22 protein-coding genes and 2 pseudogenes are annotated in these 23,575 nt (G+C 68.4%); 12 read left to right on the top strand and 12 right to left on the bottom strand.

From position 1 onward, the window contains the following. Positions 1 to 5 precede the first annotated feature (5 nt). Genes QSK35_RS30740 through QSK35_RS30700 form a run of 9 tightly spaced genes read right to left on the bottom strand, consistent with a single transcriptional unit; the run spans position 6 to position 8,165 of the window. On the bottom strand, positions 6 to 710 hold the full coding sequence (locus tag QSK35_RS30740; RefSeq protein WP_285751064.1) for a sirohydrochlorin chelatase: 705 nt from the start codon (positions 708 to 710) through the stop codon (positions 6 to 8). Next, complete coding sequence (locus tag QSK35_RS30735) at positions 707 to 1,579, bottom strand: ABC transporter permease (protein ID WP_285751063.1); 873 nt, start codon at positions 1,577 to 1,579, stop codon at positions 707 to 709. The genes QSK35_RS30740 and QSK35_RS30735 overlap by 4 nt, the downstream gene beginning before the upstream one ends. After that, the gene (locus tag QSK35_RS30730; RefSeq protein WP_285751061.1) at positions 1,563 to 2,342 is read right to left on the bottom strand and encodes an ABC transporter ATP-binding protein; all 780 of its coding nucleotides are present in this window, start codon (positions 2,340 to 2,342) and stop codon (positions 1,563 to 1,565) included. Before QSK35_RS30730 ends, QSK35_RS30735 begins: the two co-directional genes overlap by 17 nt. Before the next feature lie 29 nt (positions 2,343 to 2,371). Further along, positions 2,372 to 3,385 (bottom strand): ABC transporter substrate-binding protein, encoded by a 1,014-nt coding sequence (locus tag QSK35_RS30725; protein ID WP_285751060.1) that lies wholly within the window; start codon positions 3,383 to 3,385, stop codon positions 2,372 to 2,374. A gap of 14 nt (positions 3,386 to 3,399) precedes the next feature. After that, complete coding sequence (locus QSK35_RS30720) at positions 3,400 to 4,743, bottom strand: sulfate adenylyltransferase subunit 1 (RefSeq protein ID WP_285751059.1); 1,344 nt, start codon at positions 4,741 to 4,743, stop codon at positions 3,400 to 3,402. Next, positions 4,744 to 5,643, bottom strand: a complete 900-nt coding sequence (gene cysD / locus QSK35_RS30715) for a sulfate adenylyltransferase subunit CysD (RefSeq protein WP_285751058.1) — start codon at positions 5,641 to 5,643, stop codon at positions 4,744 to 4,746. Then, on the bottom strand, positions 5,640 to 6,335 hold the full coding sequence (locus tag QSK35_RS30710; RefSeq protein ID WP_285751057.1) for a phosphoadenylyl-sulfate reductase: 696 nt from the start codon (positions 6,333 to 6,335) through the stop codon (positions 5,640 to 5,642). Before QSK35_RS30710 ends, cysD begins: the two co-directional genes overlap by 4 nt. Next, positions 6,328 to 6,489 (bottom strand): Insertion element protein, encoded by a 162-nt coding sequence (locus tag QSK35_RS30705; RefSeq protein WP_285751056.1) that lies wholly within the window; start codon positions 6,487 to 6,489, stop codon positions 6,328 to 6,330. The genes QSK35_RS30710 and QSK35_RS30705 overlap by 8 nt, the downstream gene beginning before the upstream one ends. Beyond that, positions 6,486 to 8,165, bottom strand: a complete 1,680-nt coding sequence (locus tag QSK35_RS30700) for a nitrite/sulfite reductase (protein ID WP_285751055.1) — start codon at positions 8,163 to 8,165, stop codon at positions 6,486 to 6,488. Before QSK35_RS30700 ends, QSK35_RS30705 begins: the two co-directional genes overlap by 4 nt. 366 nt (positions 8,166 to 8,531) lie before the next feature. On the opposite strand from QSK35_RS30700, the gene hemW reads away from it, so the two are divergent. Beyond that, on the top strand, positions 8,532 to 9,743 hold the full coding sequence (hemW, locus tag QSK35_RS30695) for a radical SAM family heme chaperone HemW (protein ID WP_285751054.1): 1,212 nt from the start codon (positions 8,532 to 8,534) through the stop codon (positions 9,741 to 9,743). A gap of 59 nt (positions 9,744 to 9,802) precedes the next feature. On the opposite strand, the gene QSK35_RS30690 is transcribed toward hemW, so the two are convergent. Next, a complete protein-coding gene (locus QSK35_RS30690) occupies positions 9,803 to 11,530 on the bottom strand; it encodes a hypothetical protein (RefSeq protein WP_285751053.1) in 1,728 nt (575 codons plus the stop codon). Continuing rightward, positions 11,527 to 13,251: a hypothetical protein gene (locus QSK35_RS30685; protein ID WP_285751052.1), complete on the bottom strand. Its 1,725-nt coding sequence runs from the start codon at positions 13,249 to 13,251 to the stop codon at positions 11,527 to 11,529. The genes QSK35_RS30690 and QSK35_RS30685 overlap by 4 nt, the downstream gene beginning before the upstream one ends. Before the next feature lie 139 nt (positions 13,252 to 13,390). Between QSK35_RS30685 and hrcA the strand changes: the two genes are divergently transcribed. The 6 genes from hrcA to QSK35_RS30655 all read left to right on the top strand — a co-directional run bounded on the left by hrcA (position 13,391) and on the right by QSK35_RS30655 (position 18,377). Then, a complete protein-coding gene (gene hrcA / locus QSK35_RS30680) occupies positions 13,391 to 14,413 on the top strand; it encodes a heat-inducible transcriptional repressor HrcA (protein ID WP_285751051.1) in 1,023 nt (340 codons plus the stop codon). A 33-nt stretch (positions 14,414 to 14,446) separates the two neighbouring features. Further along, positions 14,447 to 15,595 carry a molecular chaperone DnaJ gene (dnaJ, locus tag QSK35_RS30675; RefSeq protein WP_285751134.1) on the top strand — a complete coding sequence of 383 codons (1,149 nt, stop codon included), beginning with the start codon at positions 14,447 to 14,449 and terminating at the stop codon, positions 15,593 to 15,595. Beyond that, positions 15,592 to 16,323 (top strand): 16S rRNA (uracil(1498)-N(3))-methyltransferase, encoded by a 732-nt coding sequence (locus tag QSK35_RS30670; RefSeq protein ID WP_285751050.1) that lies wholly within the window; start codon positions 15,592 to 15,594, stop codon positions 16,321 to 16,323. Before dnaJ ends, QSK35_RS30670 begins: the two co-directional genes overlap by 4 nt. A 426-nt stretch (positions 16,324 to 16,749) precedes the next feature. Next, on the top strand, positions 16,750 to 17,421 hold the full coding sequence (locus tag QSK35_RS30665; protein WP_285751049.1) for an alpha/beta hydrolase family protein: 672 nt from the start codon (positions 16,750 to 16,752) through the stop codon (positions 17,419 to 17,421). 6 nt (positions 17,422 to 17,427) lie between these two features. Beyond that, positions 17,428 to 18,027, top strand: a complete 600-nt coding sequence (locus QSK35_RS30660; protein WP_285751048.1) for a TetR/AcrR family transcriptional regulator — start codon at positions 17,428 to 17,430, stop codon at positions 18,025 to 18,027. Positions 18,028 to 18,038: 11 nt separating this feature from the next. Continuing rightward, positions 18,039 to 18,377 carry a histidine triad nucleotide-binding protein gene (locus tag QSK35_RS30655; RefSeq protein ID WP_285751047.1) on the top strand — a complete coding sequence of 113 codons (339 nt, stop codon included), beginning with the start codon at positions 18,039 to 18,041 and terminating at the stop codon, positions 18,375 to 18,377. Here QSK35_RS30655 and QSK35_RS30650 read toward each other — a convergent pair. Beyond that, positions 18,374 to 19,099: a GNAT family N-acetyltransferase gene (locus QSK35_RS30650; RefSeq protein WP_285751046.1), complete on the bottom strand. Its 726-nt coding sequence runs from the start codon at positions 19,097 to 19,099 to the stop codon at positions 18,374 to 18,376. The genes QSK35_RS30655 and QSK35_RS30650 overlap by 4 nt on opposite strands. A gap of 154 nt (positions 19,100 to 19,253) precedes the next feature. Here QSK35_RS30650 and QSK35_RS42775 point away from each other — a divergent pair. The 5 genes and pseudogenes from QSK35_RS42775 to QSK35_RS30625 form a co-directional block, all read left to right on the top strand. Next, positions 19,254 to 19,943: pseudogene (locus QSK35_RS42775) on the top strand (PhoH family protein); the annotation flags it as partial. A 1,080-nt stretch (positions 19,944 to 21,023) separates the two neighbouring features. Continuing rightward, positions 21,024 to 21,380 (top strand): annotated as a pseudogene (locus QSK35_RS30640) (PhoH family protein); the annotation flags it as partial. Positions 21,381 to 21,385: 5 nt separating this feature from the next. Then, complete coding sequence (gene ybeY, locus QSK35_RS30635; RefSeq protein ID WP_285751045.1) at positions 21,386 to 21,955, top strand: rRNA maturation RNase YbeY; 570 nt, start codon at positions 21,386 to 21,388, stop codon at positions 21,953 to 21,955. Position 21,956: 1 nt separating this feature from the next. Further along, positions 21,957 to 23,246 carry a hemolysin family protein gene (locus QSK35_RS30630; protein ID WP_285751044.1) on the top strand — a complete coding sequence of 430 codons (1,290 nt, stop codon included), beginning with the start codon at positions 21,957 to 21,959 and terminating at the stop codon, positions 23,244 to 23,246. After that, a complete protein-coding gene (locus tag QSK35_RS30625) occupies positions 23,239 to 23,571 on the top strand; it encodes a cytidine deaminase-like protein (RefSeq protein WP_285751043.1) in 333 nt (110 codons plus the stop codon). The genes QSK35_RS30630 and QSK35_RS30625 overlap by 8 nt, the downstream gene beginning before the upstream one ends. The last annotated feature ends 4 nt before the right edge of the window (positions 23,572 to 23,575 follow it).

Raw genomic sequence — 23,575 nt, 5'->3', positions numbered from 1 at the left:
GGTGCTTATGCGGACTGGGCCGCGCGGTCCTCCGCCAGTGCCTCCGTGTAGCGGTGCACGATCAACTCCGCCACCTCGACGTCGGCCCCGAGCGGCTCGGCGATCACCGCGTCTCCGGCCAGCGACGCGATCCGGTCCGGCAACAACCCAGGCGCCAGAAACCATTGCGCCACCGCGATTCGAGACGCACCACGCGCGCGCAAGCGGGCGATGGCGGTGGGCACGTCCGGCGTGGTAGCCGAAGCGAACGCCGGTTCCACCCCGGCCCACCCGGACGAGCGCTCCCAACGCCGGGCGACGGAAAAGACCGCTTCGTTGGCCGGCGCGTGCGAGGAACCGGCGGCGGCGAGCACGACACCCACGGAGGGGTCGTCGAACGACACCCCGGCCGAGGTCAGGCGGCGCAGCGCGGCCGACTCCAGCAGGGCGGAAGGCCCGAGCACATCGGCGATGATCGCCGGGACGCGCGACTCGCGAACCGCGGCGGGCACGTCCACCCGAGCGTGGAAAGCCTTGCCCAGCAACAAGGGCACGACGACCGCGGGCGACCGCAGGACGTCAGACAACCGAGGCGCGGACAGGTCGAGAAACGCCGCCCGGACATCCAAGGAAGGATGCCGGGACCGCACGACGTCCAACAGCGCGTGAATGGTCGCGGCGGAACGGGGATCGCGGCTGCCGTGTGCCACGGCGATCAACGGAAGACTCACAGAGCCCCCGTCAGGCCGCGGGCCTTCAGCACCGCCCGCTCGAGCGGCCGGAACAGCAGCAGCTCGATTCCGATGCCCACCAACAGGATCAGGAAGATCGCGGCGATCACCATGTTGATGTCGTTCAACGACGAGCCGTTGTGCAGGTACTGGCCGAGGCCCACACCCAGCTGCGGCGACGTCGCGATGATCTCGGCGGCCATCAGCGAGCGCCACGAGAACGCCCAGCCCTGCTTCAATCCCGCCAAGTAACCGGGAAGCGCGGCCGGCAGGAGGATGTGCCGCGCGGAAGCCAGCCGGCCCGCGCCCAGCGCACGGCCCACCCGCGGCAGCAGCGGCGGAATCTGGTCGATGCCGGCCACCAGACCGTTGGCGATCGACGGGACGGAACCCATCAGCACCACGAAGTAGATCGTCGCCGGGGTGACGCCGAACCACAGGATCGCGGCGGGGACCCACGCGACGGACGGCAGCGACTGCAGACCGGTCAGCAGCGAGCCGATCGCGGCGCGCACGACGCGCACCTTGGCGACCAGCAGGCCCAGCGGGGTGGCGATCAGCACGGCCGCGATGAAGCCGAACACCGCGCGGTGCAACGAGGTCCACAGGATCGAGAACGCCTCGCCCGACGACACGGACGCCACGAGCTCGTCCCACACCGACAGCGGTGAGGGCAGCTGGAACTCCGGCAGGAGCGCCGATGCCCACAGTCCCTGCCACACGCCGATCAGCAGGACGAACGCCACTATCGGCGGCACACCGGTCTTCAGGAAGCGTTGCCACGCCGGGGCGCGGCGGGCCTGAACGGGCGCGTCGAGCGCGTCCAGGCCGGCACCGACGGCCTCGAGTGTGTCATGAGGCGTGGCCACTGATCACCTTTCGCAGGTGGGTGTTGATGTCCTGAACCACGTCGTCCGACGAGGTGCCGTCGAGCGACCACTCGCGCACCACGCGGCCGGGACGCGAGGACAGCAGCACGACGCGCTGGCCGAGGCGGACCGCCTCGCGAACGTCGTGGGTCACGAAGATGATCGCGGTGTTCGTGGTCTCCCACACGCGCAGCAGCTCGGCCTGCAGCACGTCGCGGGTGATCGCGTCCAACGCGGCGAACGGCTCGTCCATCAGCAGCAGGCCCGGCTCGTCACCGGATGCCAGCGTCGACGCCAGGGCACGGGCCAGGGCGACGCGCTGGCGCATGCCGCCGGACAACTCGTGCGGCCGCTTGTCCGCCACGTCACCCAGGCGCACCAGCTCGAGCAGCTCGCGGGCCTGGGTGCGGCGGGAGGCGCGGCCGACACCGGCGAAGCGCAACGCCAGCTCGACGTTGCGCGCCGCCGTGAGCCAGGGCATCAGCGCGGGTTCCTGGAACATCACGGCCGGGCGGGACGTGTTGAGCTCCAGCGCGCCGGCGGTGGCGTGGTCCAGGCCGGCGACGATGTTGAGCAGCGTGCTCTTGCCGCAGCCGGACGCGCCGAGAAGGCACACGAACTCGCCCGGCGCGACCCGCAGGTCGACCCCGTCGAGCGCCGCCACGGCCGAAGCTCCGTGGCCGAACACCTTGCTGACTCCGGACAGCGTCACCGCGGTGTCCACAGTGGACCGAGCGACGGAGGTCTCCAGTGTGGCGGTCATGGTGTGTGCCTTCCCCTCGAAACCGTCGGCTACTTGGTCGATCCGGTGATCTTGTTGAGCAGGGCCAGGTCCTCGAAGCCCGCCACGTTCGCGGCCTCCTTGGCCACACCCGCGGTCACCGCGTCCTGCGCGAGGCGCGGGAACAGCTTCGCCTGCGGGTCGGTCGTGAGCTCGATGTTGTCCCACGCGGCGTCGAGCACGGCGGCGCCGAGCTTCTTCGACGTCAGCTTCTCCAGTGCGGCGTTCACCGTCGTCTTCGCGTCGGCGGAGTTGGCCTTGGCCCAGTCGATCGCGGCGAGGTGGCCCTTCAGCACGGCCTCGACGGTCTGCGGGTGCTCCTGCAGGAACTTGGTCCGCACGATGATCACCGTGGTCGGGAACTTCCCGCCCTCCCACAGGGTCTTCTCGTCGAGCAGGACCTTCGCGCCCGCGTCGTTCACCAGTCGCGCCGACCACGGCTGCGGCAGCCAGCCGGCCTGGATCTCGCCCTTCTTGAACAGGTCGAGCGCCTGCGCGTTCTCCACGTTGGTGATCTTGACCTGGTCGGTGAGCTTGTTGTCCGACAGCCACTTCTTCAACGCGACGTCCTGTGTGTTGCCCAGCTGCGGCGTCGCGATCGTCTTGCCCTTGAGGTCTTCGACCGACTTGATGTCCGGCTGGACCACGAGCTGCGCGCCACCCGACGTGGCGCCCGCGACCAGCCGGACCGCCTCGCCCTTGGACTTCGAGAAGGCGTTGATCGCCGGGCCGGAACCGATGTAGGCGATGTCGAGCGACTCGCCGAGCAGCGCGTTCACCTCGTCCGGACCGGCGTTGAACGTCTGCGTGGTGAGCTTGGTGTTGCCGAGCTCCTTCTTGAAGAGCTCCTTCTCGACACCGATCAACGCGGCGGCGTGCGTGACGTTGGGGAAGTAACCCAACCTGACCTCGGCGGCAGGTCCCTTGTCCTGCGAGGAACCTTCAGCGGTACTGCCTGCTCGGGAGCAACCGGACACGGCGGCCAATGCGACGAGGGCGACGGCCAGGACGGGCTTCAACTTCACGGTGACGGGACCTTTCAGGGACCGGGGGAGACGAGGGCGTGGGTGTCAGGGGCGGCGGTGACGCCGCCCTCGGTACAGCTCTCCACGCCGTCCAAAACCGGCAGTGGAGCCCCGACCAGTCCGGCGGCGAGCGTGCTTCCGTCGCTCGCGTCGATCACCAGGAACGCCCCGGTGCGCCGGCTGTTGCTGTAGTCGTCCAGCGGAACCGGCTCTGCCGTGCGCAGAGCCACTCGACCGATCTCGTTCAACGCCAACGAGCCAGGGCTGTCCACACTGGACAGCTTCTGTTCGTCGAACCGTGCGCGCAGTTCGGTGACCACGGCCTGCACGGTGCGCGCCCCGTGCTTGACCAGGACTCGGGCGCCCGGCTTGAGCGGCTTCTCCGACAGCCAGCACAGCGTGGCATCGAAGTCGTCGGTCACCTCGGGCTGGTCGCTAGCCACGGCGATCAGGTCGCCACGCGAGATGTCCACGTCGTCGGCGAGCAGCAGCGTCACCGACTGACCGGCGGCGGCCTCGTCGAGCGGACCGTCCGCGGTGTCGATCTTCGTGACGGTCGAGCGGATGCCGGACGGCAGCACGACGATCTCGTCGCCGACCTGCACGGTTCCGGCCGCGACCAGACCCGCGTAGCCGCGGTAGTCCAGGTACTCGGCGGTGCGTGGCCGGATCACGTACTGGACGGGGAACCGGAACGGCGCGTCGTGCGGGTCCGGCTCGACCGGCACGTTCTCCAGGTGCTCCAACAGGGTCGGGCCGGCGTACCAGGGCGTGTTCGCCGACCGCTCGACCACGTTGTCGCCGACGAGCGCGGAGACCGGGATCTCCAGCACGTTCTCCTCGGCGTAGCCGAGCGAGACCGCGTGGGCGGTGAACTCCTTGGCGATCCGGTTGAACGTCACCTCGTCGTAGTCGACCAGGTCGATCTTGTTGACCGCCAGCACGAGTTGCGGCACGCCGAGCAGGGCCAGCACCGCGGCGTGGCGGCGGGTCTGCTCGACGACTCCGCGCCGTGCGTCCACCAGCAGCACCGCGAGCTGCGCGGTCGACGCGCCGGTCACCGTGTTGCGGGTGTACTGCACGTGGCCGGGGGTGTCCGCGAGCACGAACGAGCGCTTGGGCGTGGCGAAGTACCGGTACGCGACGTCGATCGTGATGCCCTGCTCGCGTTCCGAGCGCAGGCCGTCGACGAGTAGCGACAGGTCCGGAGTGGACAGTCCGCGGTCGGCGCTCGCCCGGTGGACGGCGTCGAGCGTGTCCGCCAGCACGGACTTGGTGTCGTAGAGCAGCCTGCCGACCAGCGTGGACTTCCCGTCGTCCACACTGCCCGCCGTGGCAAGCCTCAACAGGTCGCTCATTTAGAAGTAGCCCTCCCGCTTACGGTCTTCCATGGCGGCCTCGGACAACCGGTCGTCCGCCCGCGTGGCCCCGCGCTCCGTCAGGCGCGACGCGGCCACTTCCGCGATGACGGTCTCGATGTCGGCGGCGTCGGACTCGACCGCGCCGGTGCACGAGCCGTCGCCGACCGTCCGGTACCGGACGGTCTTGCGCAGCAACGTCTCGCCGTCACGCGCCGTGCCCCACGGGCCCTCGGCGAGCCACATGCCGTCGCGCAGGAACACCTCGCGCTCGTGCGCGTAGTAGATCGACGGCAGCTCCACGCCCTCGCGGGCGATGTAGTTCCACACGTCGAGCTCGGTCCAGTTGGACAGCGGGAACACCCGCACGTGCTCGCCCGGCCGGTGCCTGCCGTTGTAGAGGTTCCACAGCTCCGGCCGCTGCCGCTTGGGCTCCCACTGGCCGAACGCCGTGCGCAGGCTGAAGATCCGCTCCTTGGCGCGGGCGCGTTCCTCGTCCCGCCGACCGCCGCCGAACACCGCGTCGAACTTGTGCGCGGTGATCGAGTCGAGCAGCGGAACGGTCTGCAACGGGTTGCGCGTGCCGTCCGGACGTTCCTCGAGGCGGCCGTCGTCGATCCAGTCCTGGACCTTCGCGACCTCCAGGCGCAGACCGTGTTGTGCGACAACGCGGTCGCGGAACTCGATGACCTCGTCGAAGTTGTGGCCGGTGTCCACGTGCAGCAGCGGGAACGGCACAGGCGCCGGCCAGAACGCCTTGATCGCGAGGTGCAGCAGCAGGGTCGAGTCCTTGCCGCCGGAGAACAGGATCACCGGCCGGTCGAACTCACCCGCGACCTCGCGGAAGATGTGGATCGCCTCCGACTCGAGGCGGCCCAAGGTGTCCAGAGCAGTAGTCATCCGTGCAACCCGCATTCCGTCTTCGCCAGACCGGCCCACCGGCCACTGCGCGCGTCCTGACCCGGCAGCGGCTTCGCGGTGCACGGCGCGCAGCCGATCGAGGGATAACCCTCCTGCACCAACAGGTTCTCGAGGATCCCGTGCTCGCGGAGGTAGCCGTTGAACTCGTCGTCGCTCCACGGCGCGATCGGGTTGATCTTCACCAGCCCGTTGCGCTCGTCCCACTGCACGATCGGCGTGTTCGCCCGCGTCGGCGCGTCCACGCGGCGCACGCCGGTGACCCACGCGTCGTACTTCGCCAGCTCACGCCGCAGCGGCACGACCTTGCGCAGGTGGCAGCACTGCGCCGGATCGCTCTGGTACAGCAGGCCGAACTGCGCCTCCTGGTCCGCCACCGACTGCTCGGCCGCGGCGTTCACGATGTGCACGTCCGGGTAGACGGTGCCCACCGCGTCACGCACGCCGATGGTCTCCGGGAAGTGGTAGCCGGTCTCCAGGAACAGGATGTCGATGTCCGGCTTCACCTTTGTGGCGAGGTCGATCAGCACCGCGTCCTGCATGTTCGACGCGACGATGAAGCTGTTGCCGAACGTCCGCGCGGTCCACTCCAGCGCCTCGATGGCGGTCGCGTCCGCGAGCTCGGCTGCTGCCGCCTCGGCGATGATCTTCAGGTCTTCCTTGAGGTCACTCACTTTTCACCCCCTGAGGAAGGTTGAGCCCGACGAACTGCACCTTGAAGACCCGGCGGCAGCCCGAGCACAGCCACGAGTAGCTGGGCTCCTCCTGCGGCCGCAGGTCCTCGTCGCCGCAGTACGGGCAGTAGAACGGAGTCGCGCGCTCGGTCACTTGAGATCACCCTCATCCGCGCGAGCGACCCACTGGGCGAACCGTTCGTCGTCTTCGCGCTGTGCCACGAAGTTCCGCACGACCCGCTCGACGTACTCGGGCAGCTCGGCCGCGGTGACCTTGTGGCCGCGCAGCTTGCGGCCGAACCCGGCGTCGAGGCCGAGGCCGCCGCCGAGGTGCACCTGGAAGCCCTCGACCTGGTTGCCGTCGTGGTCGGTGACGATCTGGCCCTTGAGCCCGATGTCCGCGGTCTGGATGCGGGCGCACGAGTTCGGGCAGCCGTTGATGTGCACCGAGATCGGCGCAGTCACCCCGTCGACGATGTCGGCGAGGTTCGCCTCCAGCTTGCTGACAAGTTCGTTCGCGCGCGCCTTGGTCTCGACGATGGCGAGCTTGCAGAACTCGATGCCGGTGCACGCCATCACGCCGCGCCGCCACGGCGACGGCTCGGTCTGCAGGCCCAGCTTCGCGAGATCCGCCTGGAGCGTCTTGATCTCCTGCTCCGGCACGTCGAGCACGACGATCTTCTGCTGCGGCGTGAGGCGGACGCGGGCGCTGCCCGCGCGTTCAACGATCTTCGCCACCTCGACGAGCGTGGAGCCGGACACGCGGCCCGCGATCGGCGCCGCGCCGACGTAGAACAGGCCGTCCTTCTGGCGGTGCACGCCGATGTGGTCGCGCGGCTTGGCCTGCACCTCGGGCGCGGGACCGTCGATGAGCTTCCGCTTGAGGTACTCGGTTTCGAGAACCTCGCGGAACTTCTCGGGACCCCAGTCGGCGACGAGGAACTTGATGCGCGCGCGGTGCCGCAGGCGGCGGTAGCCGTAGTCGCGGAAGACGCTGATCACGCCTTCCCACACGTCCGGCACCTCGTCGAGCGGCACCCACGTGCCGAGCCGCTTGCCCAGCATCGGGTTCGTGGACAGGCCACCGCCGACCCAGAGGTCGAAGCCAGGCCCGTGCTCGGGGTGGTCGACGCCGACGAACGCGACGTCGTGGATCTCGTGCGCGACGTCCTGGAGACCGGAGATGGCGGTCTTGAACTTGCGCGGCAGGTTCGAGAAGCGCGGGTCGCCGATGTAGCGCTCGAGGATGACGTCGATCGCCGGCTGACCGTTGATGATCTCGTCCTCGGCGATGCCCGCGACCGGCGAGCCGAGGATGACGCGCGGGCTGTCGCCGCACGCCTCCATCGTGGTGAGCCCGACGGCCTCCAGCTTCTGCCAGATCGTGGGCACGTCCTCGATCCGGATCCAGTGGTACTGGATGTTCTGCCGGTCGGTGATGTCAGCGGTGTCGCGCGCGTACGTCTGCGAGATCTCGCCGAGGACCGTGAGCTGCTGCGTCGACAGCGCACCGCCGTCGCTGCGCACCCGCATCATGAAGTACTCGTCGTCCAGCTCCTCCGGCTCCAACGTGGCGGTGCGGCCGCCGTCGATGCCGGGCTTGCGCTGGGTGTAGAGGCCGTACCAGCGGAACCGTCCGCGCAGGTCGGCCGGGTCGATGGAGTCGAATCCACCGGGCGCGTAGATGTTCTCGATCCGGGCACGGACGTTGAGCGGGTTGTCGTCCTTCTTGCTGCGCTCGTTGGGGTTGAGGGGCTCGCGATAGCCGAGCGCCCACTGCCCCTCGCCACGACGCCGCTTCGCGCGTGGGGTCGTTTGCGGCGGGACCATCAGCGTCCTCCGGGTGCTTCTGGGCACCGGATGCGCGTGCGAGCCCGATCGAGCGTGGTGGGGGTCTCGTCAGCGCACCAGGCGCCGACGGGAACAAATACGGCGCGCGGTTATGCCTCGAGACGGCACATCGCGCTGGAGACACGACGGAAGTCGACGTGGCGGCGGGCCACGAGGCGGACTCCAGTCGAAGGCATGAACCCAGCGTGCCATGCGTCCAGACCGTGGTCCACCGCCAACCGGATGCTGGGATTTACCTGGGCGAGTTGACATTGAGAGCCGGTTTCACTCCGTGAAGGTTCTGTCACCGACAGATACAACCGGCCGCTGCCTACCGCCATTCTGGTGTTGGGAGAGACTTGGCGCATGCCCTCCGCGTTGCCCGATGGTGAACCCGCCCCGTCCGACGGCTCGTTGCCGCCGTCCGCGCTCTCCGGGATCGGTGATCGGCCCTTCGGCGTCTACGTGCACGTCCCGTTCTGTGCGACGCGATGCGGCTACTGCGACTTCAACACCTACACGCCCGGTGAGCTCGGTTCGTCGGCGTCGCCGTCGTCGTGGCTCGAGGGTGTGCGCCGCGAACTCGACCTCGCCGCCTCCGTGCTCGGCGACGTTCCCGCCGCGTCGACCGTGTTCGTCGGTGGGGGAACGCCGTCGTTGCTGGGCGCTTCCGGACTGACCGATATATTGCATGCAGTACGCAATACTTTGGGTATTGCATCCAATGCCGAGGTCACGACGGAGTCGAACCCGGAGTCGACGTCGCCGCCGTTCTTCGCCGGCCTCCTGGAGGCCGGGTACACGCGGGTATCGCTCGGTATGCAGAGTGCAGTATCCAATATATTGCGCGTCCTGGACCGGACTCACACGCCTGGTCGTCCCGTCGACGCCGCCCGCGAGGCCTTCGCCGCGGGGTTCGAGCACGTCAACCTCGACCTGATCTACGGCACGCCGGGTGAACGGCCCGTCGACCTCAAGGCCTCGCTCGACGCAGTGCTCGACGCCGGCGTCGACCACGTTTCGGCGTACGCCCTGATCGTCGAGGAGGGCACCGGGCTCGCACGACGGATCAAGCGCGGCGAGCTGCCGATGCCCGACGACGACGTCCTCGCCTCGTCCTACGAGATGATCGACGCGACGCTGTCGTCGGCCGGGTTCGACTGGTACGAGGTGTCGAACTGGGCGCGGTCCGCCGAGGCGCGGTGCCGGCACAACCTCCTGTACTGGCAGGGGGCCGACTGGTGGGGCTTCGGTCCCGGTGCGCACAGCCACGTCGGCGGCGTCCGGTTCTGGAACGTGAAGCACCCGGCGCGGTATGCGTCGGTACTGGCGGAGGGGAAGTCGCCCGCTGCCGGGCGCGAGATCCTGACGGCCGAGGATCGGCGGGTTGAGCGCGTGCTGCTGGAGTTGCGGCTGTCCGAGGGCCTGCCCCTCGACGTGCTGGACGCCGAGGGGCGGGCCGAGGCCCACCGGGCCGTGGCCGACGGCCTCCTGGAACCCCTCGACTCGGGCCGCTGCGTCCTGACCGATCACGGACGGTTACTAGCGGACGCAGTAGTCCGCCGTCTTTTGCCATGAGGGGAGCCTTCATGGACCTCACGTCCATGAAGGCTCCCCTCATGGCTCACTCGATCGGGTCAGGGGCGGGGGACCTTGATGTTGCCGTAGGTGTCCCAGCCCTCGGAGATCCGCTGGTAGTAGGTGTCGGCGCGCCCGGCGTCGCTCACCCAGTCCGACTCGCCCTTGCCGGGCGGCGACGGGTACGTCCGGATGGCGTCGGCCACCTGCTTGGACTCGTCCAGGCCCGCCCAGATCGTGCGGGCCAGCTCCGCCGACGGCGTCTTGATGTAGAGCCGGTACCCGAAGTACGCCTTGGCGATCGACCGGTGCAGCCGCGCGGTCAGCACCGTCCGCTCGAAGTACGCCTTCAGCTGCGCGTAGTCCGAGGGCTTCAGCAGGGCGCGAACGCACTCGATGTCGGCCAGGGACTCCTGCGCCAGGCGCACGCCGTAGTCCTTCTCGGTCACGACGTCGGCGAGGTACGAGGGCTCCATCAGGTTGCCCGGCGTCACCCAGCCGTTGTCCAGCACGTACGGCGTCTCGTTGCGCAGGATCGGGTCGAGCTTGCAGTGCGGCGGCGCCAGGTGGTTCACCACGTCGATCCAGTAGTGGTACCGCTTGTCGACGCCGTGCCCGACGAACTCCACGGGTGGGTCGATCCACTTGCCGGACACGCTGCGGTGGTAGCCGGGGCAGTACGGGTCGTAGTTCAACCGCGAGTGGTCGCCGCTGTTGTTGCCCAGCGTGTACAGCACCGACGTCACGATCTCGGTCGACCGCGACAGCGCCCGAGCCACCCGAGGCGCGGCCGCGATGCCGTACTTCTTAGCAGAGAACTCCAGATATATCTGCGAGTTCGACTTCGACGGAGCCTTCGACAACGCGTAAAGGTTCACTTCCGTCGGCGTGCCGACGATCTGTGAGTCCTGGAACCGGTCGGTGCGCGCGACGTAACCGATGACGTTGGGCAGCTTGCGATAGTGGCGCAGCCGGTCGGCGTGGTCGGCCACGAAGGCGCCGGCGATCTTGCCCTGGCCGTTGTACTCACCGGTGGCGTCGTACTCGATCAGCACGGGACGTTTGACGCGCGGCACGGTCACGTCGATCGGGTGCGTCAGGAAGAAGTCGTGCGGCTGGGCCTTCGCCATCACGCGGACGCGCTGGTTCTGTACCAGGTCGATGGCCTTGAGGACGTTGTCCATCTCCTCGGGGAAGTACGCGAACGTCCGCAGATACAGCAGCAGGCCGCGTTCGTCGATCACCGAGGCGATCTGGTCGATCAGGTAGGCGATCTTCTCCTGCGCGGTCTTCAGACGCGTCGAGTGCTGGCGTTCGATCCGGGCGCCCGTTTCGATGAACGTCAGGACGACCGAGTCGATTTTCGGGGCCAGGTCGAGCATCGCGCGGTAGTCGTTCTTGAACCACTCCCAGAACGCCGGGTTGTCCAGGTCGATCGTGCCGCCGGGACCCGTGCGGTACTCGGCTGGGTAATACGTCAGCGAGTAGAGGGCGTGGTCCCAGACCGCGACCTCCTTGATGCCCGAGGCGTGCGCCAGGTCGGTCAGGCGGTTCGTCCGCGCGCGGCGATCCGGGGACTCCTTCAGCTGCCGCAGGTGATGGACGATGTCGTGCGACAACTGGACGTGGTTGATCTTGTAGTCCTTCGCGGCCGCGATGGTGCGGTCGTCGCCCGCGTCGTTGTTGGACAACAACGTCCAGCCGCGGATCTCGGAAGGTTTCTGGGCCTGTGCGGCTCCCACCGGCAGCAAAGCGAAAGCCAGCAGGACGCTGATCAGTTTTCTCACGGTCGAGGCACCTTGATGTTCGAGTAGCGGTCCCAACCCTCTGAGATCCGCTTGTAGTAGAGGTCGGCCTGGGCGGCGTCGATCACCCAGTTCCATTCCCCGGTCGGCGGTGCCGGGTACGCCCGCACTTGTTCCGCGACGGTCTTCGCTTCGTCGAGTCCCTCCCAGATCATCCGAGCCAGTTCGATATCCGGCTGCTGGACGTAGATGCGATAGCCGAAGTAGGCCTTGGCGACGGACCGGTGCAGCTTGGCAGTCAGCACGGTGCGTTCGAAATACGACTTCAGTTGCTCATAGTCGTTGGGACGCAGGAATTTCCGCACTGTTTCGATATCGCGCAACGACGCCTCGGCGAGCCGCACGCCGTAGTTCTTCTCGACGTTCAGGTCGTCGAGGAACGGCCGGGTCATCAGGTTTCCGGGCGTCACCCAGCCGTTGTCCAGCACGTAGCCGGCCTCGCGCCGCAGGATGCCGTCGGTCTTGCAGTGCGGCGGCGCCAGGTGGTTCGCCACGTCGATCCAGTAGTGGAACCGCTTGTTCACGTCGTGCCGCACGAACGTCACGGGCGGGTCGATCCACTTGCCGGAGACGCTGCGGTGGTAGCTGGAGCAGTACGGGTCGTAGTCCAGCCGCGAGTGGTTGGCCGAGTTGCTGCCCAGCGTGTACAGCGTCGACGTGATGATCTCCGGCGACCGCTCCAGCGCGCGCGCCACGAACGGCGCGGCGAGCAGCCCGTACTTGCGAGCGGCGAACTCCAGGTAGATCTGCTTGTTCGACGCGCCCTCCGAGGCGCGCTTCAACGCGTAGAGGTTGATCTCGGTGGGAGTGCCGACGATGCGCGACTCGTCGTACCGGTCGGTGCGGCCGACGTAACCGATGACGTTCGGCAGCTTCCGGTAGTAGCGCAACCGGTCGGCATGCTCGGCGACCAGCGCGTTGGCGATCTTGCCCTGGCCGTTGTACTCACCGGTGGTGTCGTACTCGATCAGCACGGGCCGCTTGATGTCCTTGACCGTCGAGTCGATCGGGTGCGTGAGGAAGAAGTCGTGCGGCTGGGCCTTCGCCATCACGCGCACCTTCTGGCTCTTCACGAGGTTGATCGCGTCGATCGTGCGCTGCATCTCGGCGGGGTAGTAGCCGAACGTCCGCAGGTACAGCAGGATGCCGCGTTCGTCGAGCACCGAGGCGATCTGGTCGACGAGATAGGCCAGCTTCTCGGACGCGGTCTTGAGCTTCGTCGAGTACTGGTTCTCCACGCGGGCGCCGGTCTCGATGAACGTCAGGACGATCGAGTCGATCTCCGGCACCAGGTTCAGCATCTGCCGGTAGTCGGCGCGGAACCACTCCCAGAACGCCGGGTTGTCCAGGTCGATCGTGCCGTTCGGGCCCGTGCGGTACTCCGCGGGGTAGTAGTTCAGCGAGTACAGGGCGTGGTCCCAGGCGGCGACCTCCTTGACCCCGGACGCGTGCGCGAGGTCCGTGAGGCGATTCACCTGCGCCTGTTTCTTCGGCTCCCGCACGTCGGCCAGGTCCATCACGACCTCGTGCGACAGCTGCAGGTGGTTGACCCGATACCGCCCCGCCGCCGAGATCACCTGGTCCGCGCCGGCGTCACTGTCGGACAGGATCGTCCAGCCGCGTATGCCCTGGTGACCGGCCTCAGCGACCCCAGGAGGCGCCAACAGTGCCACACCCAGCAGCAGCCCCAGGAATCTGCGCATGCGCCTACCCCTCACACTCAACCGGGGCGACGGCGTGCCCAGCGAAACGACCGGCACGGGTGCTGGTCAAGACGGTGGGGAAGTTCTGACGCGTTTACATCTGACCGTAAACTCGTGGTGAGGACACGGAGGTGAAGCGATGAATGCCGAAGAGCGACGGTTCGAGGTGCTGCGCGCGATCGTCGCCGACTACGTGTCCAACCAGGAACCGGTCGGGTCGAAGGCGCTGGTCGAGCGGCACAACCTGGGTGTGTCGAGCGCGACGGTCCGCAACGACATGGCCGCGCTGGAGGAAGAGGGTTTCATCGCCCAGCCGCACACCAGCGCCGGCCGGATCCCGACCGACAAGGGCTACCGCCTCTTCGTGGACAAGCTCAGCGAGGTCAAGCCGCTGTCCGCCGCGGAGAAGCGGGCCATCAAGAGCTTCCTCGAGGGCGCGCTCGACCTGGACGACGTGATGCGCCGCAGCGTCCGCCTGCTGGCGCAGCTGACCAGGCAGGTCGCCGTCATCCAGGTGCCGACGCTGAGCCGGTCCACCGTGCGGCACCTCGAGGTGCTGCCGATCTCGCCGTCCCGCCTGATGCTGGTGCTGATCACCGACACCGGGCGCGTGGACCAGCGGATCGTGGAGCTCGGCGACATCATCACCGAGGAGAACGTCCGCAACCTGCGCGGGATGCTGAACGCCGCGATGGCGGGAAAGCGGCTTCCGGAGGCCTCCGCGAAGGTCGCCGAGCTGCCCGAAGAGGTGTCGCACGAGCTGCGTGACGTCACGCTGCGGATCGTGACCGTCCTCATAGAGACTCTGGTCGAACACCCGGAGGAACGGCTGGTGCTCGGCGGCACCGCCAACCTGACCCGCAACGTCGCGGACTTCCCCGGCTCGTTGCGTCAGGTGCTGGAAGCGTTGGAAGAGCAGGTTGTGGTGCTGAAGCTGCTCGCGGCCTCGCGTGACCCGAGCACGATCCTCGTGCGGATCGGCGAGGAGAACGAGGCGGCTGAGATGCGCAGCACGTCCGTGGTGTCGATCGGGTACGGCAGCCGGGACAATCTGCTCGGGGGGCTCGGTGTCGTCGGACCGACCCGCATGGACTATCCGGGAACCATGGCGGCCGTTCGCGCGGTTGCCAACTACGTAGGCGAGATTCTGACCGCTCGATGACCTTCTGCGTGGACTGAGATGAAAGCGAACACGGTGGCCAGGGATTACTACGGCATCCTCGGGGTGGCGAAGAACGCCACACAGGATGAGATCAAGCGCGCCTATCGCAAACTCGCGAGGCAGCTGCACCCGGACGTCAATCCCAACGAGGAGGCCCGCTTCAAGGAGGTGACGGCCGCCTACGAGGTGTTGTCGGACCCCAAGAAGCGTCAGGTAGTCGACCTGGGCGGCGACCCGCTCGACTCGTCGGGGGGCGCCCGCGCGCAGGACCCGTTCGCCGGCTTCGGCCTCGGCGACATCATGGACGCCTTCTTCGGCGCGACGACCGGAGGCGGCGGCCGTGGCCCGCGCAGCCGCGTGCAGCCCGGTTCGGACGCGCTGATCCGCCTCGACATGAGCCTCGAGGAGTGCGCGGCGGGCACGACCCGTGAGCTGACGGTCGACACGGCCGTCCTGTGCGACCGCTGCCACGGCGCCGGGTGCGCGAACAACTCCAAGCCGGTCCGCTGCGACACCTGCGGCGGCCGCGGCGAGGTGCAGTCCGTGCAGCGCTCGTTCCTCGGCCAGGTCGTCACGTCCCGCCCGTGCCCGGTGTGCAACGGCTTCGGCGAGGTCATCCCCGACCCGTGCCAGCAGTGCGCGGGCGAGGGCCGCGTCCGGTCCCGCCGCACCATCTCGGTGAACATCCCCGCGGGTGTCGCCGAGGGCATGCGCGTCCGGCTCGCCGGCCAGGGCGAGGTCGGCTCCGGCGGCGGCCCCGCCGGCGACCTCTACGTCGAGGTCGTGGAGCAGCCGCACGAGATCTTCGAGCGCGATGGCAACGACCTGCACTGCTCGGTCCAGATCCCGATGACCACGGCGGCACTCGGCGCCACCCTGCCGTTGAAGACGCTCGACGGTGAGGAGGAGCTGGAGATCGACCCCGGCACCCAGCCGAACACCGAGATCGTGCTGCAGGGCCTCGGCATGCCGAAGCTGCGCTCCACCGGCCGCGTCGACGGCCGTGGCGACCTGCACGTGCACCTCGACGTCGTCGTGCCCACGCGCCTGGACGGCAGGCAGGTCGACCTGCTGCGCGAGCTCGCCGAGCTGCGCGGCGAGACCGAGCCGTCGCTGTCGCACAACGGCAAGGGCGGCGGAGGCCTGTTCTCCCGCCTGCGGGCCTCGCGCGGGCACCGGTGACCCTGCCCGTCTTCCTCGTTCCCTCGTTGCCCGCTTCGGACACCTTTGTCCTGGACGGGCCCGAGGGGCGGCACGCCGCCACCGTGCGGCGGCTGCGCGCCGGAGAGTCACTGGTGCTGTCCGACGGCACCGGCTCGCTGGTGCGGTGCTCGATCGTCGCCGTCGATCGCGACTCCTTGCAGTTGTCGGTCGTCGAGCGCTGGACCGAGCCCGAGCCGTCGCCTCGGGTCGTCCTGGCCCAGGCGTTGATCAAGAGCGACCGGGGCGAGCTCGCCGTCGAGCTCGCCACCGAAGCCGGCGTCGACGGCGTCGTCCCGTGGCGCGCCTCCCGCTGCATCGCCAAGTGGGAGGCGGGCCCACGCGGCGACAAGGCCCTCGCCCGCTGGCGCTCCACGGTTCGTGAAGCGGCGAAACAAGCGCGGCGGTCCCGAGTGCCCACGGTTTCTGAACCAGTCGGCACCGCAGGACTGGCTCAGCTGGTGTCTCAGTCCGCCCTCACGCTCGTGTTGCATGAGTCTGCAAACACCCGTCTGGCTGACATCGAGCTGCCCGCTTCGGGTGACCTGCTTCTCGTCGTCGGCCCAGAGGGCGGAATCACCGACGAGGAGTTGACAGCCTTGACAACCGCAGGTGGGCGGGCTGTGCGACTCGGGACGACCGTTCTGCGCGCCTCCACCGCAGGCGTAGTCGCGCTCGGCGCGCTCGGTGCCTTGACAAAGCGATGGTGACCTGCATCACCCCGAATGTGAACTTCAGATGGATTGGTTTTCAGAAGCGGCTAGCGAACATCGGGGTAAGCGAGTTACGCTGATGGCCTGAGGGGTTGCATTGGTCTAGTCGGAAACGGAGTAGACGATTCGACTCTTCAGACCAAAGACTCGCCGGACACCTCCCCCCTCGGTCCGGCGTCGGCGCGTCGCGGCGGGGCGACCCCCAGGCTCCCCCGCGACGCGCCCCTTTTCGTTTCGGCCGGGCTGCTCGGGCTCGGCTTCGCCATCGCCACTCGCCGCCCGGCCGAAAAGGGTGTTTTTTGGGGGCGCAGCCCCCAAACCCCGCCCGGCGGGCTTCGCCCCCGGACCCCCCTTCGGGCTCGGCTTCGCCTTCGCCCCCTGGGCTCGCCTTCGGCTTCGCTTCCTGTCGCGTAGGTTGCGTTTGTGCAGCGTGTTGCGTACGGCGATCATCCTTCGCAGTTCGGTGAGTTGACCCTTCCTGAGTTGGAGCCTCGTGGGGCCGTTGTGGTCATTCACGGCGGGTTTTGGCACCAGCGGTATGGGCTTGAGCTTGGGCGGCCCCTTGCTGTTGATCTTGTTGGGCGCGGGTATGCCGTTTGGAACATTGAGTATCGGCGGGTTGAGGGGGGCGGGGGATGGCCGTCCACTATGGACGATGTGCTTGCGGCTGTCGATGCTGTGGATCTTGGGCCCGTTGTGGCGCTTGGGCATTCGGCCGGTGGGCATTTGGCGGTTTACGCGGCTAAGCACAGTGCCAAGGTGATTGGCGCTGTTGCGCAGGCTGGGGTGCTTGACTTCGAGCTGCACCCGCAGATCACCAAGCGTGCTGCTGAGTTGCTTGGTGGGATGCCTGACGAGGTTCCTGAGCGGTATGCGGCCGCTTCGCCTGCGCGGCTGGTGCCGATCGGGAAACCCGTCATCTGCGTACACGGTCAGATCGACGAGGATGTGCCCGTTGAGCAGAGCACTTCGTTTCCCGGCGCCGAGGTGCATGTGCTTGAAGGTGTTGGGCATATGGAGTTGATCGACGTTGGGACGGCGGCTTGGGGGACGTGTCGTCAGGCGGTCGATCGGCTTGTGGGGGCGTGCTATTAATCGTCGGTGCCCAAAGTGGTTGACCACGAGGCTCGCCGGCGGGAGCTGGCGGAGGCGGTTTGGCGCATAGTGCGGCGCGACGGTATCGACCATGCGTCGGTGCGGGCTGTTGCCGCTGAGTCCGGGTGGTCCAGCGGATCACTGCGGCACTACTTCCCGACCCAGGACTCACTGCTCGGGTTCGCGATGCAGATGGCCTTCCGGCGCTTGTTCACACGCCTCGAACAGATTGACACCACCCGGCCCCATCGGGAGATCACCCGCCGTATCGCCCACGAACTGCTGGCGCTCGACGAAGAACGCGAAACCGAGTCCGCCGTGCTGATCTCGTTCGTACCTCGCGCGCTCGTCGAACCGGGGCTGCACGAGCTCGAACGCACCGGCACGCACGCGCTGTACGACCGGTTCGCGGCCGTCTTCCGGCAAGCGCGCGACGCCGGTGAGCTGGAGCCCGGCCTCGACCCCGCCAAGGAGGCCCGGCGCACCGTCGCGCTCATCGACGGCCTCAACCTGCACCACCAGCAGGGCGCCGAGGACATGCCGCACGACGACATGATCGCGATTGTGGAGGAACACCTGGACCGGCTGTTCCCCCGAGCCGACTAGATTTCGCTGCTATGAGCGACTGCCTGTTCTGCCGCATCGTGTCCGGCGAGATTCCCGCGACCGTCGTCGCCGAGACCGAGACGACGCTCGCGTTCCGCGACATCGCGCCGCAGGCGCCCACGCACGTCGTACTGGTGCCCAAGACCCACTCGGCCAACGCCGCCGAGCTCGCGGCCGACCCGCCCGGTCTGGCCGACCTGTTCGTCGTCGCGGCCAAGATCGCGCAGGAGGAGGGCATCGCGGAGTCCGGCTACCGGCTGCTGTTCAACACCGGTGCCGACGCCGGTCAGACCGTCTTCCACGCGCACCTGCACCTGCTCGGCGGCAAGCGGATGGGTCCGCTCGCCTAACCCAGGGCCATGGAGACCGGGGCGAAGTAGCGGGATCGGTCGCCGGGCACTTCGTCGGCGTTGCGCACCATCAGGTCGCAGCTGACACCCGGCGTCAGGCCCCGCACGTCCAGGTGGTGGCCCAGCCAGTTGTTGTCGATGTGAACGCGCACGTCGCCGTCCGCCACCTGAGCGATCAACGCCAGTGCGTGCATCGGGGACGACGCGATCACCGGGCCGATCATCTGCGTGTCGTTGTTGCGGGTCGACGCGATCACGCCGCGGTCGCTGATCCAGGTGGAGTCGAGCAGCTTCGCCCACATCTCCGGGCGTTCCGCGCCGAAAGTGGCCTGGTCGAGCGCGATGATGTCCGGCAGATCCGTTTCCTTCGCGGGCCGCGCCACGTTCAGGTCGCCACCCCGCCAGACGCCCGAGTACCTGGTGGCCTGCCCGACCGAGTGAAAACCGAGGCGTTCGTACAGCGGTTTTCCGAACTTCGTGGCGTACAAGCACGACACGCCCGAGTCCAGGGCGTGCGACACGAGCTTGCCGCCGATGCCCTGGCGCTCGTACCGCGAGTGGACGAGCACCATGCTGATCGCCGACATGCCCGCGTACGGGGTGACGACCGTCGTGCCGGCGAGCTCGTCGCCGTCGAACATCCCCCACCCGGTGCCCAGCTCCAGCAGAAAGCGCCACGTCTGCGCCGAGTGCGCCCAGTTACGGTCCGCCGCGACGTTCATGCAGGCGGGTATGTCGGCGACCGTGAGTTGACGAAGCTCCACAACTGGTGAGCACACACCGTGAGCAATCCGGTAGCCACCCATTTTCCGCCCGACTAGCATCGATGGCACCTGAAACAACGCGAATCCCCACAGGAAGAGAGCCCGAGGCCACGTGGCCGAAGAGACGACGAACACCAAGGAAGGCCAGTCCCGGTTCTCCGTGCCGGATGGTGCGGTGCTCACCCTGCTGGGGTCGCGTGACGAGAACCTCCGGCTCGCGGAGGAGCTGCTCGACGCGGACGTCCACGTCCGCGGCAACGAGATCACCCTGTCCGGCGACCCCGCGGACGTCGCGTTCGCCGAACGCGTCTTCACCGAGCTGGTGACGCTGGCCAGCCGTGGCCAGCCGATCGGCCAGGACACCGTGCGCCGCACGGTCGCGATGCTGTCCTCGAACGCCGTGGAGTCCCCGGCCGAGGTGCTCAGCCTGGACATCATCTCCCGGCGCGGCCGCACGATCCGCCCGAAGACGCTGAACCAGAAGCACTACGTCGACGCGATCGACAAGAACACCATCGTCTTCGGCATCGGCCCGGCCGGTACCGGCAAGACGTACCTCGCGATGGCCAAGGCCGTGCAGGCGCTGCAGGCCAAGCAGGTCAACCGGATCATCCTCACGCGGCCCGCCGTGGAGGCGGGGGAGCGGCTCGGCTACCTGCCGGGCACGCTCTACGAGAAGATCGACCCGTACCTGCGGCCGCTGTACGACGCGCTGCACGACATGGTCGACCCCGAGTCGATTCCGCGGCTCACGCAGGCGGGGACGATCGAGGTCGCGCCGCTGGCCTACATGCGTGGCCGCGCCCAGCCGATCTTCACGCCGGTTCTGACGCCGGACGGCTTCCGGCCGATCGGCTCGTTGCGGGTCGGTGACCTGGTCATCGGGTCCAACGGTGAGCCGACGCCGGTGCTCGGCGTGTACCCGCAGGGCGAGAAGGACATCTACCGCGTCTCAGCGCAGGACGGCAGCTCGACGCTGTCCTGCGGTGACCACCTGTGGACGGTGCGGACGGCGTCGGACCGGCGCCGAAACAAGCCGTGGCGGGTGCTCGAGACCAAGGAGATGATCGGCAACCTCCGTGCGGCGCACGCGCGGCGGTACGAGCTTCCGCTGCTCAGCGCGCCGGTCTGTCACCCGGAGCGTGAGGTCCCGATGGACCCGTACGCGCTGGGGCTGCTGCTCGGTGATGGCTGCATGACCGGCAGCACGACGCCGACATTCGCCACCATGGATCCCGAGCTCGCCCTCGCCCTGGACGTTCGCGTGCCGGGCATCGGGGTGCGGCGGAAGAGCGAGGTCGATTACACGATCAACCGGCTCAGGATGCCGGGAGACGTCATCACGCTGGAGAACCCGGTTACTGCGATCCTGCGCCGGCTCGGCCTGCTCGGCACGCGGTCGCATTCGAAGTTCATTCCGGACGAGTACCTGCACAACACGGCCGAGGTGCGTCTCGGTGTGCTCCAGGGGCTCCTCGACACGGACGGTGGGCCGGTCACCCAGCTCGGCCGCACGTGCCGCATCCAGTACACGACCACGTCTCCGCGACTGCGGGACGGCGTGATCGAGATCGTGCGGTCGCTCGGTGGCGTTGCCTACGTGCGATGCCGAGTCGCCGAGGGGCGCAAGCCTGGGCTCGCGAAGGGCCGTGAGGTCGGCTACCGCCACGACGCGTACGTCATCGACATCCGGCTGCCCGAGGGCGTCGAGCCGTTCCGCCTCCCGCGCAAGCGGGACAAGTACCACGCGGCCGGTGGCGGCGGCCGCCCCATGCGGTTCATCGACAGCATCGAACCCGCGGGGCGTGCCGAGGCGGTGTGCATCCAGGTGGCGGCGGAGGACTCGCTGTACGTCACCGAGGACTACCTGCTGACACACAACACGTTGAATGACGCGTTCATCATTCTCGACGAGGCGCAGAACACGACGCCCGAGCAGATGAAGATGTTCCTCACGCGCCTCGGCTTCGGCTCCAAGATCGTGGTCACCGGCGACATCACGCAGATCGACCTGCCCGGCGGGCAGCGCAGCGGTCTGAAGATCGTCAAGGAGATCCTCGACGGGGTCGACGACGTGCACTTCTCGGTGCTCACGAGCCAGGACGTCGTGCGCCACCGCCTGGTCGGTGACATCGTCGACGCGTACGAGAAGTGGCAGGTCGAGCAGGACAACATCGACCAGAACGGGCGACACCACGGACCCGGTGCGCGCCGGGGGAACCAGCGACGGGGACGATAGGCGGCGTGAGTATCGAGATCGCCAACGAGTCGGGCGTCGGCGTCGACGAGGGTTCCATCGTCTCCGCCGCCCGGTTCGCGCTGGACCGCATGGGTGTGAGCCCGCTGGCCGAGCTGTCCGTGCTGCTCGTCGAGCTGGACGTGATGGCCGACCTGCACGAGCGCTGGATGGACCTGCCCGGTCCGACGGACGTCATGGCCTTCCCGATGGACGAGCTGGACTCGGCACGCCGGCCGGACGCGGCGGGCCTCGGCCCGGCGCTGCTCGGCGACATCGTGCTGTGCCCGGCGTTCGCCAAGGACCAGGCCAAGAAGGCCGGGCACGGGTTGCTCGACGAGCTGCACCTGCTGACCGTCCACGGGGTGCTGCACCTGCTCGGCTACGACCACGCCGAGCCCGCCGAGGAACGCGAGATGTTCACCCTGCAGAACCGCATCCTCGCGGACTTCCGCAAGGCGCGGGACGAGGCCGAGCGGCTCACGGTGCAGCGTGCGGCGGACGACAAGGTGCTGGGTGCCGTGGGGCTGGACGAGGATCCGCCCACCGGTCCGATCGCCACCCAACCCGACGCCTGACATGTCCGAGAACCCCGCCAGTCTCCTGGTGCTCGCCACCGTTCTCGTACTGGCCGCCGGGGTCTTCGCGTGTGCGGACGCCGCGCTGGGCACGGTGTCGCGCGCCCGCGTGGAGGCGTTGCAGCGGCAGGGGCGCTGGGGCACCCGGCAGCTGTTGCACGTGCTGGGCGACCGGCCGCGGCACGTCAACCTGTTGCTGCTGCTCCGGTTGTTCTGCGAGCTGTCGGCGACGGTGCTGGTCACCGGCGTGTTCCTGAAGCTGGTCGAGCCGGACTGGCTGGCCGCGCTGTACGCGACGCTCAGCATGCTGGTCGTGTCGTACGTGCTGGTCGGCGTCGGGCCGCGCACGATCGGCCGGCAGCACCCGTACGCGGTGAGCCTGATCGTGGCCGGTCCGATCCGGCAGCTGGGCCGGGTGCTGGGACCGCTGTCCAAGCTGCTGATCCTCGTCGGTAACGCGATCACGCCGGGCAAGGGCTTCCGCGAGGGACCGTTCTCGTCCGAGGTGGAGCTGCGCGAGCTCGTCGACATGGCGCAGGAACGCGGCGTCGTGGACGAGGGCGAGCGCGAGATGATCCACTCGGTGTTCGAGCTCGGGGACACCATCGCGCGCGAGATCATGGTGCCGCGCACCGAGATCGTGTGGATCGAGCAGGCCAAGTCGTTGCGGCAGGCGCTGGCGTTGTCGCTGCGTACGGGCTACACGCGCGTGCCGGTGATCGGCGAGAGCGTCGACGACATCCTCGGCGTGGTCAACATGAAGGACCTGGTGCGCTCGGCGTTGTCCGACGACGAGGCGCCCAAGTGCGTCGGCGAGCTGATGGGGCCGGTGACGTTCATCCCGGACTCCAAGCCGATCGCGGACCTGCTGCGCGAGATGCAGCTGTCCCGCAAGCACATGGCGATCGTCGTCGACGAGTACGGCGGCACCGCGGGCGTGCTCACGATCGAGGACATCCTCGAGGAGATCGTGGGCGAGATCACCGACGAGTCGGACACCGACGACCGGCCGCCGGTCGAGCATCTTGAGGACGGCGCGGTCCGGGTCAGTGCGCGGCTTCCGGTGGACGACCTGGACGCGTTGTTCGGCACGGAGCTGGACGACCACGAGGTCGAGACCGTCGGCGGGCTGCTGGCCCAGCGGCTGGGCCGCGTGCCGCTGCCGGGTACCGAGGCGGAGATCGCCGGGTTGCGCATGCGCGCCGAGGGCGGCAAGGACGAACGAGGCCGGATACGCGTCACCACCGTGCTGGTGCGCCCGGTGAACAACGGGAGTGCAGAGAATGAGTGAGCTCGACGCCGAGGACGCCAAGCTGGTCACGCTCGCGCGGTCGGTGCGTGCGCGCAACGGCGCCGCCGAGGGCGCGGCGGTGCGCGACCAGGACGGGCGCACCTACAACGCGTCCACGGTCTGGTTGCCGTCGCTGAAGCTGAGCGCGCTGCAGGCCGCCGTCGCGGCGGCGGTGTCGAGCGGTGCGGAGTCGCTGGAGGCTGCGGCGGTGGTCACCGAGGACTCGGCGGTCGACGCGGCTTCGCTGGCGGCGGTGCGGGACCTGAGCCCGTCGGCGCCGGTGTTCCTGGCTGACGCGTCCGGGGAGTTCCGCAAGCAGGTGTGAGGTC

The organism is Lentzea sp. NBRC 105346 (assembly GCF_030269605.1).
GTDB lineage: Bacteria > Actinomycetota > Actinomycetes > Mycobacteriales > Pseudonocardiaceae > Lentzea.
The sequence above is the reverse complement of the archived record's forward strand: the minus strand, read 5'-3'. Positions and strand labels throughout refer to the sequence as shown.

What these genes read in the sequence shown, in the direction of transcription:
- QSK35_RS30720 (WP_285751059.1), bottom strand. Translation starts at nt 4,743, where the DNA reads ATGAGCGACCTGTTGAGGCTTGCCACGGCGGGCAGTGTGGACGACGGG.
- QSK35_RS30650 (WP_285751046.1), bottom strand. Translation starts at nt 19,099, where the DNA reads ATGAACGTCGCGGCGGACCGTAACTGGGCGCACTCGGCGCAGACGTGG.
- QSK35_RS30630 (WP_285751044.1), top strand. Translation starts at nt 21,957, where the DNA reads ATGTCCGAGAACCCCGCCAGTCTCCTGGTGCTCGCCACCGTTCTCGTA.
- QSK35_RS30655 (WP_285751047.1), top strand. Translation starts at nt 18,039, where the DNA reads ATGAGCGACTGCCTGTTCTGCCGCATCGTGTCCGGCGAGATTCCCGCG.
- cysD (WP_285751058.1), bottom strand. Translation starts at nt 5,643, where the DNA reads ATGACTACTGCTCTGGACACCTTGGGCCGCCTCGAGTCGGAGGCGATC.
- hemW (WP_285751054.1), top strand. Translation starts at nt 8,532, where the DNA reads ATGCCCTCCGCGTTGCCCGATGGTGAACCCGCCCCGTCCGACGGCTCG.
- QSK35_RS30685 (WP_285751052.1), bottom strand. Translation starts at nt 13,251, where the DNA reads ATGCGCAGATTCCTGGGGCTGCTGCTGGGTGTGGCACTGTTGGCGCCT.
- QSK35_RS30625 (WP_285751043.1), top strand. Translation starts at nt 23,239, where the DNA reads ATGAGTGAGCTCGACGCCGAGGACGCCAAGCTGGTCACGCTCGCGCGG.
- hrcA (WP_285751051.1), top strand. Translation starts at nt 13,391, where the DNA reads ATGAATGCCGAAGAGCGACGGTTCGAGGTGCTGCGCGCGATCGTCGCC.
- QSK35_RS30730 (WP_285751061.1), bottom strand. Translation starts at nt 2,342, where the DNA reads ATGACCGCCACACTGGAGACCTCCGTCGCTCGGTCCACTGTGGACACC.
- QSK35_RS30700 (WP_285751055.1), bottom strand. Translation starts at nt 8,165, where the DNA reads ATGGTCCCGCCGCAAACGACCCCACGCGCGAAGCGGCGTCGTGGCGAG.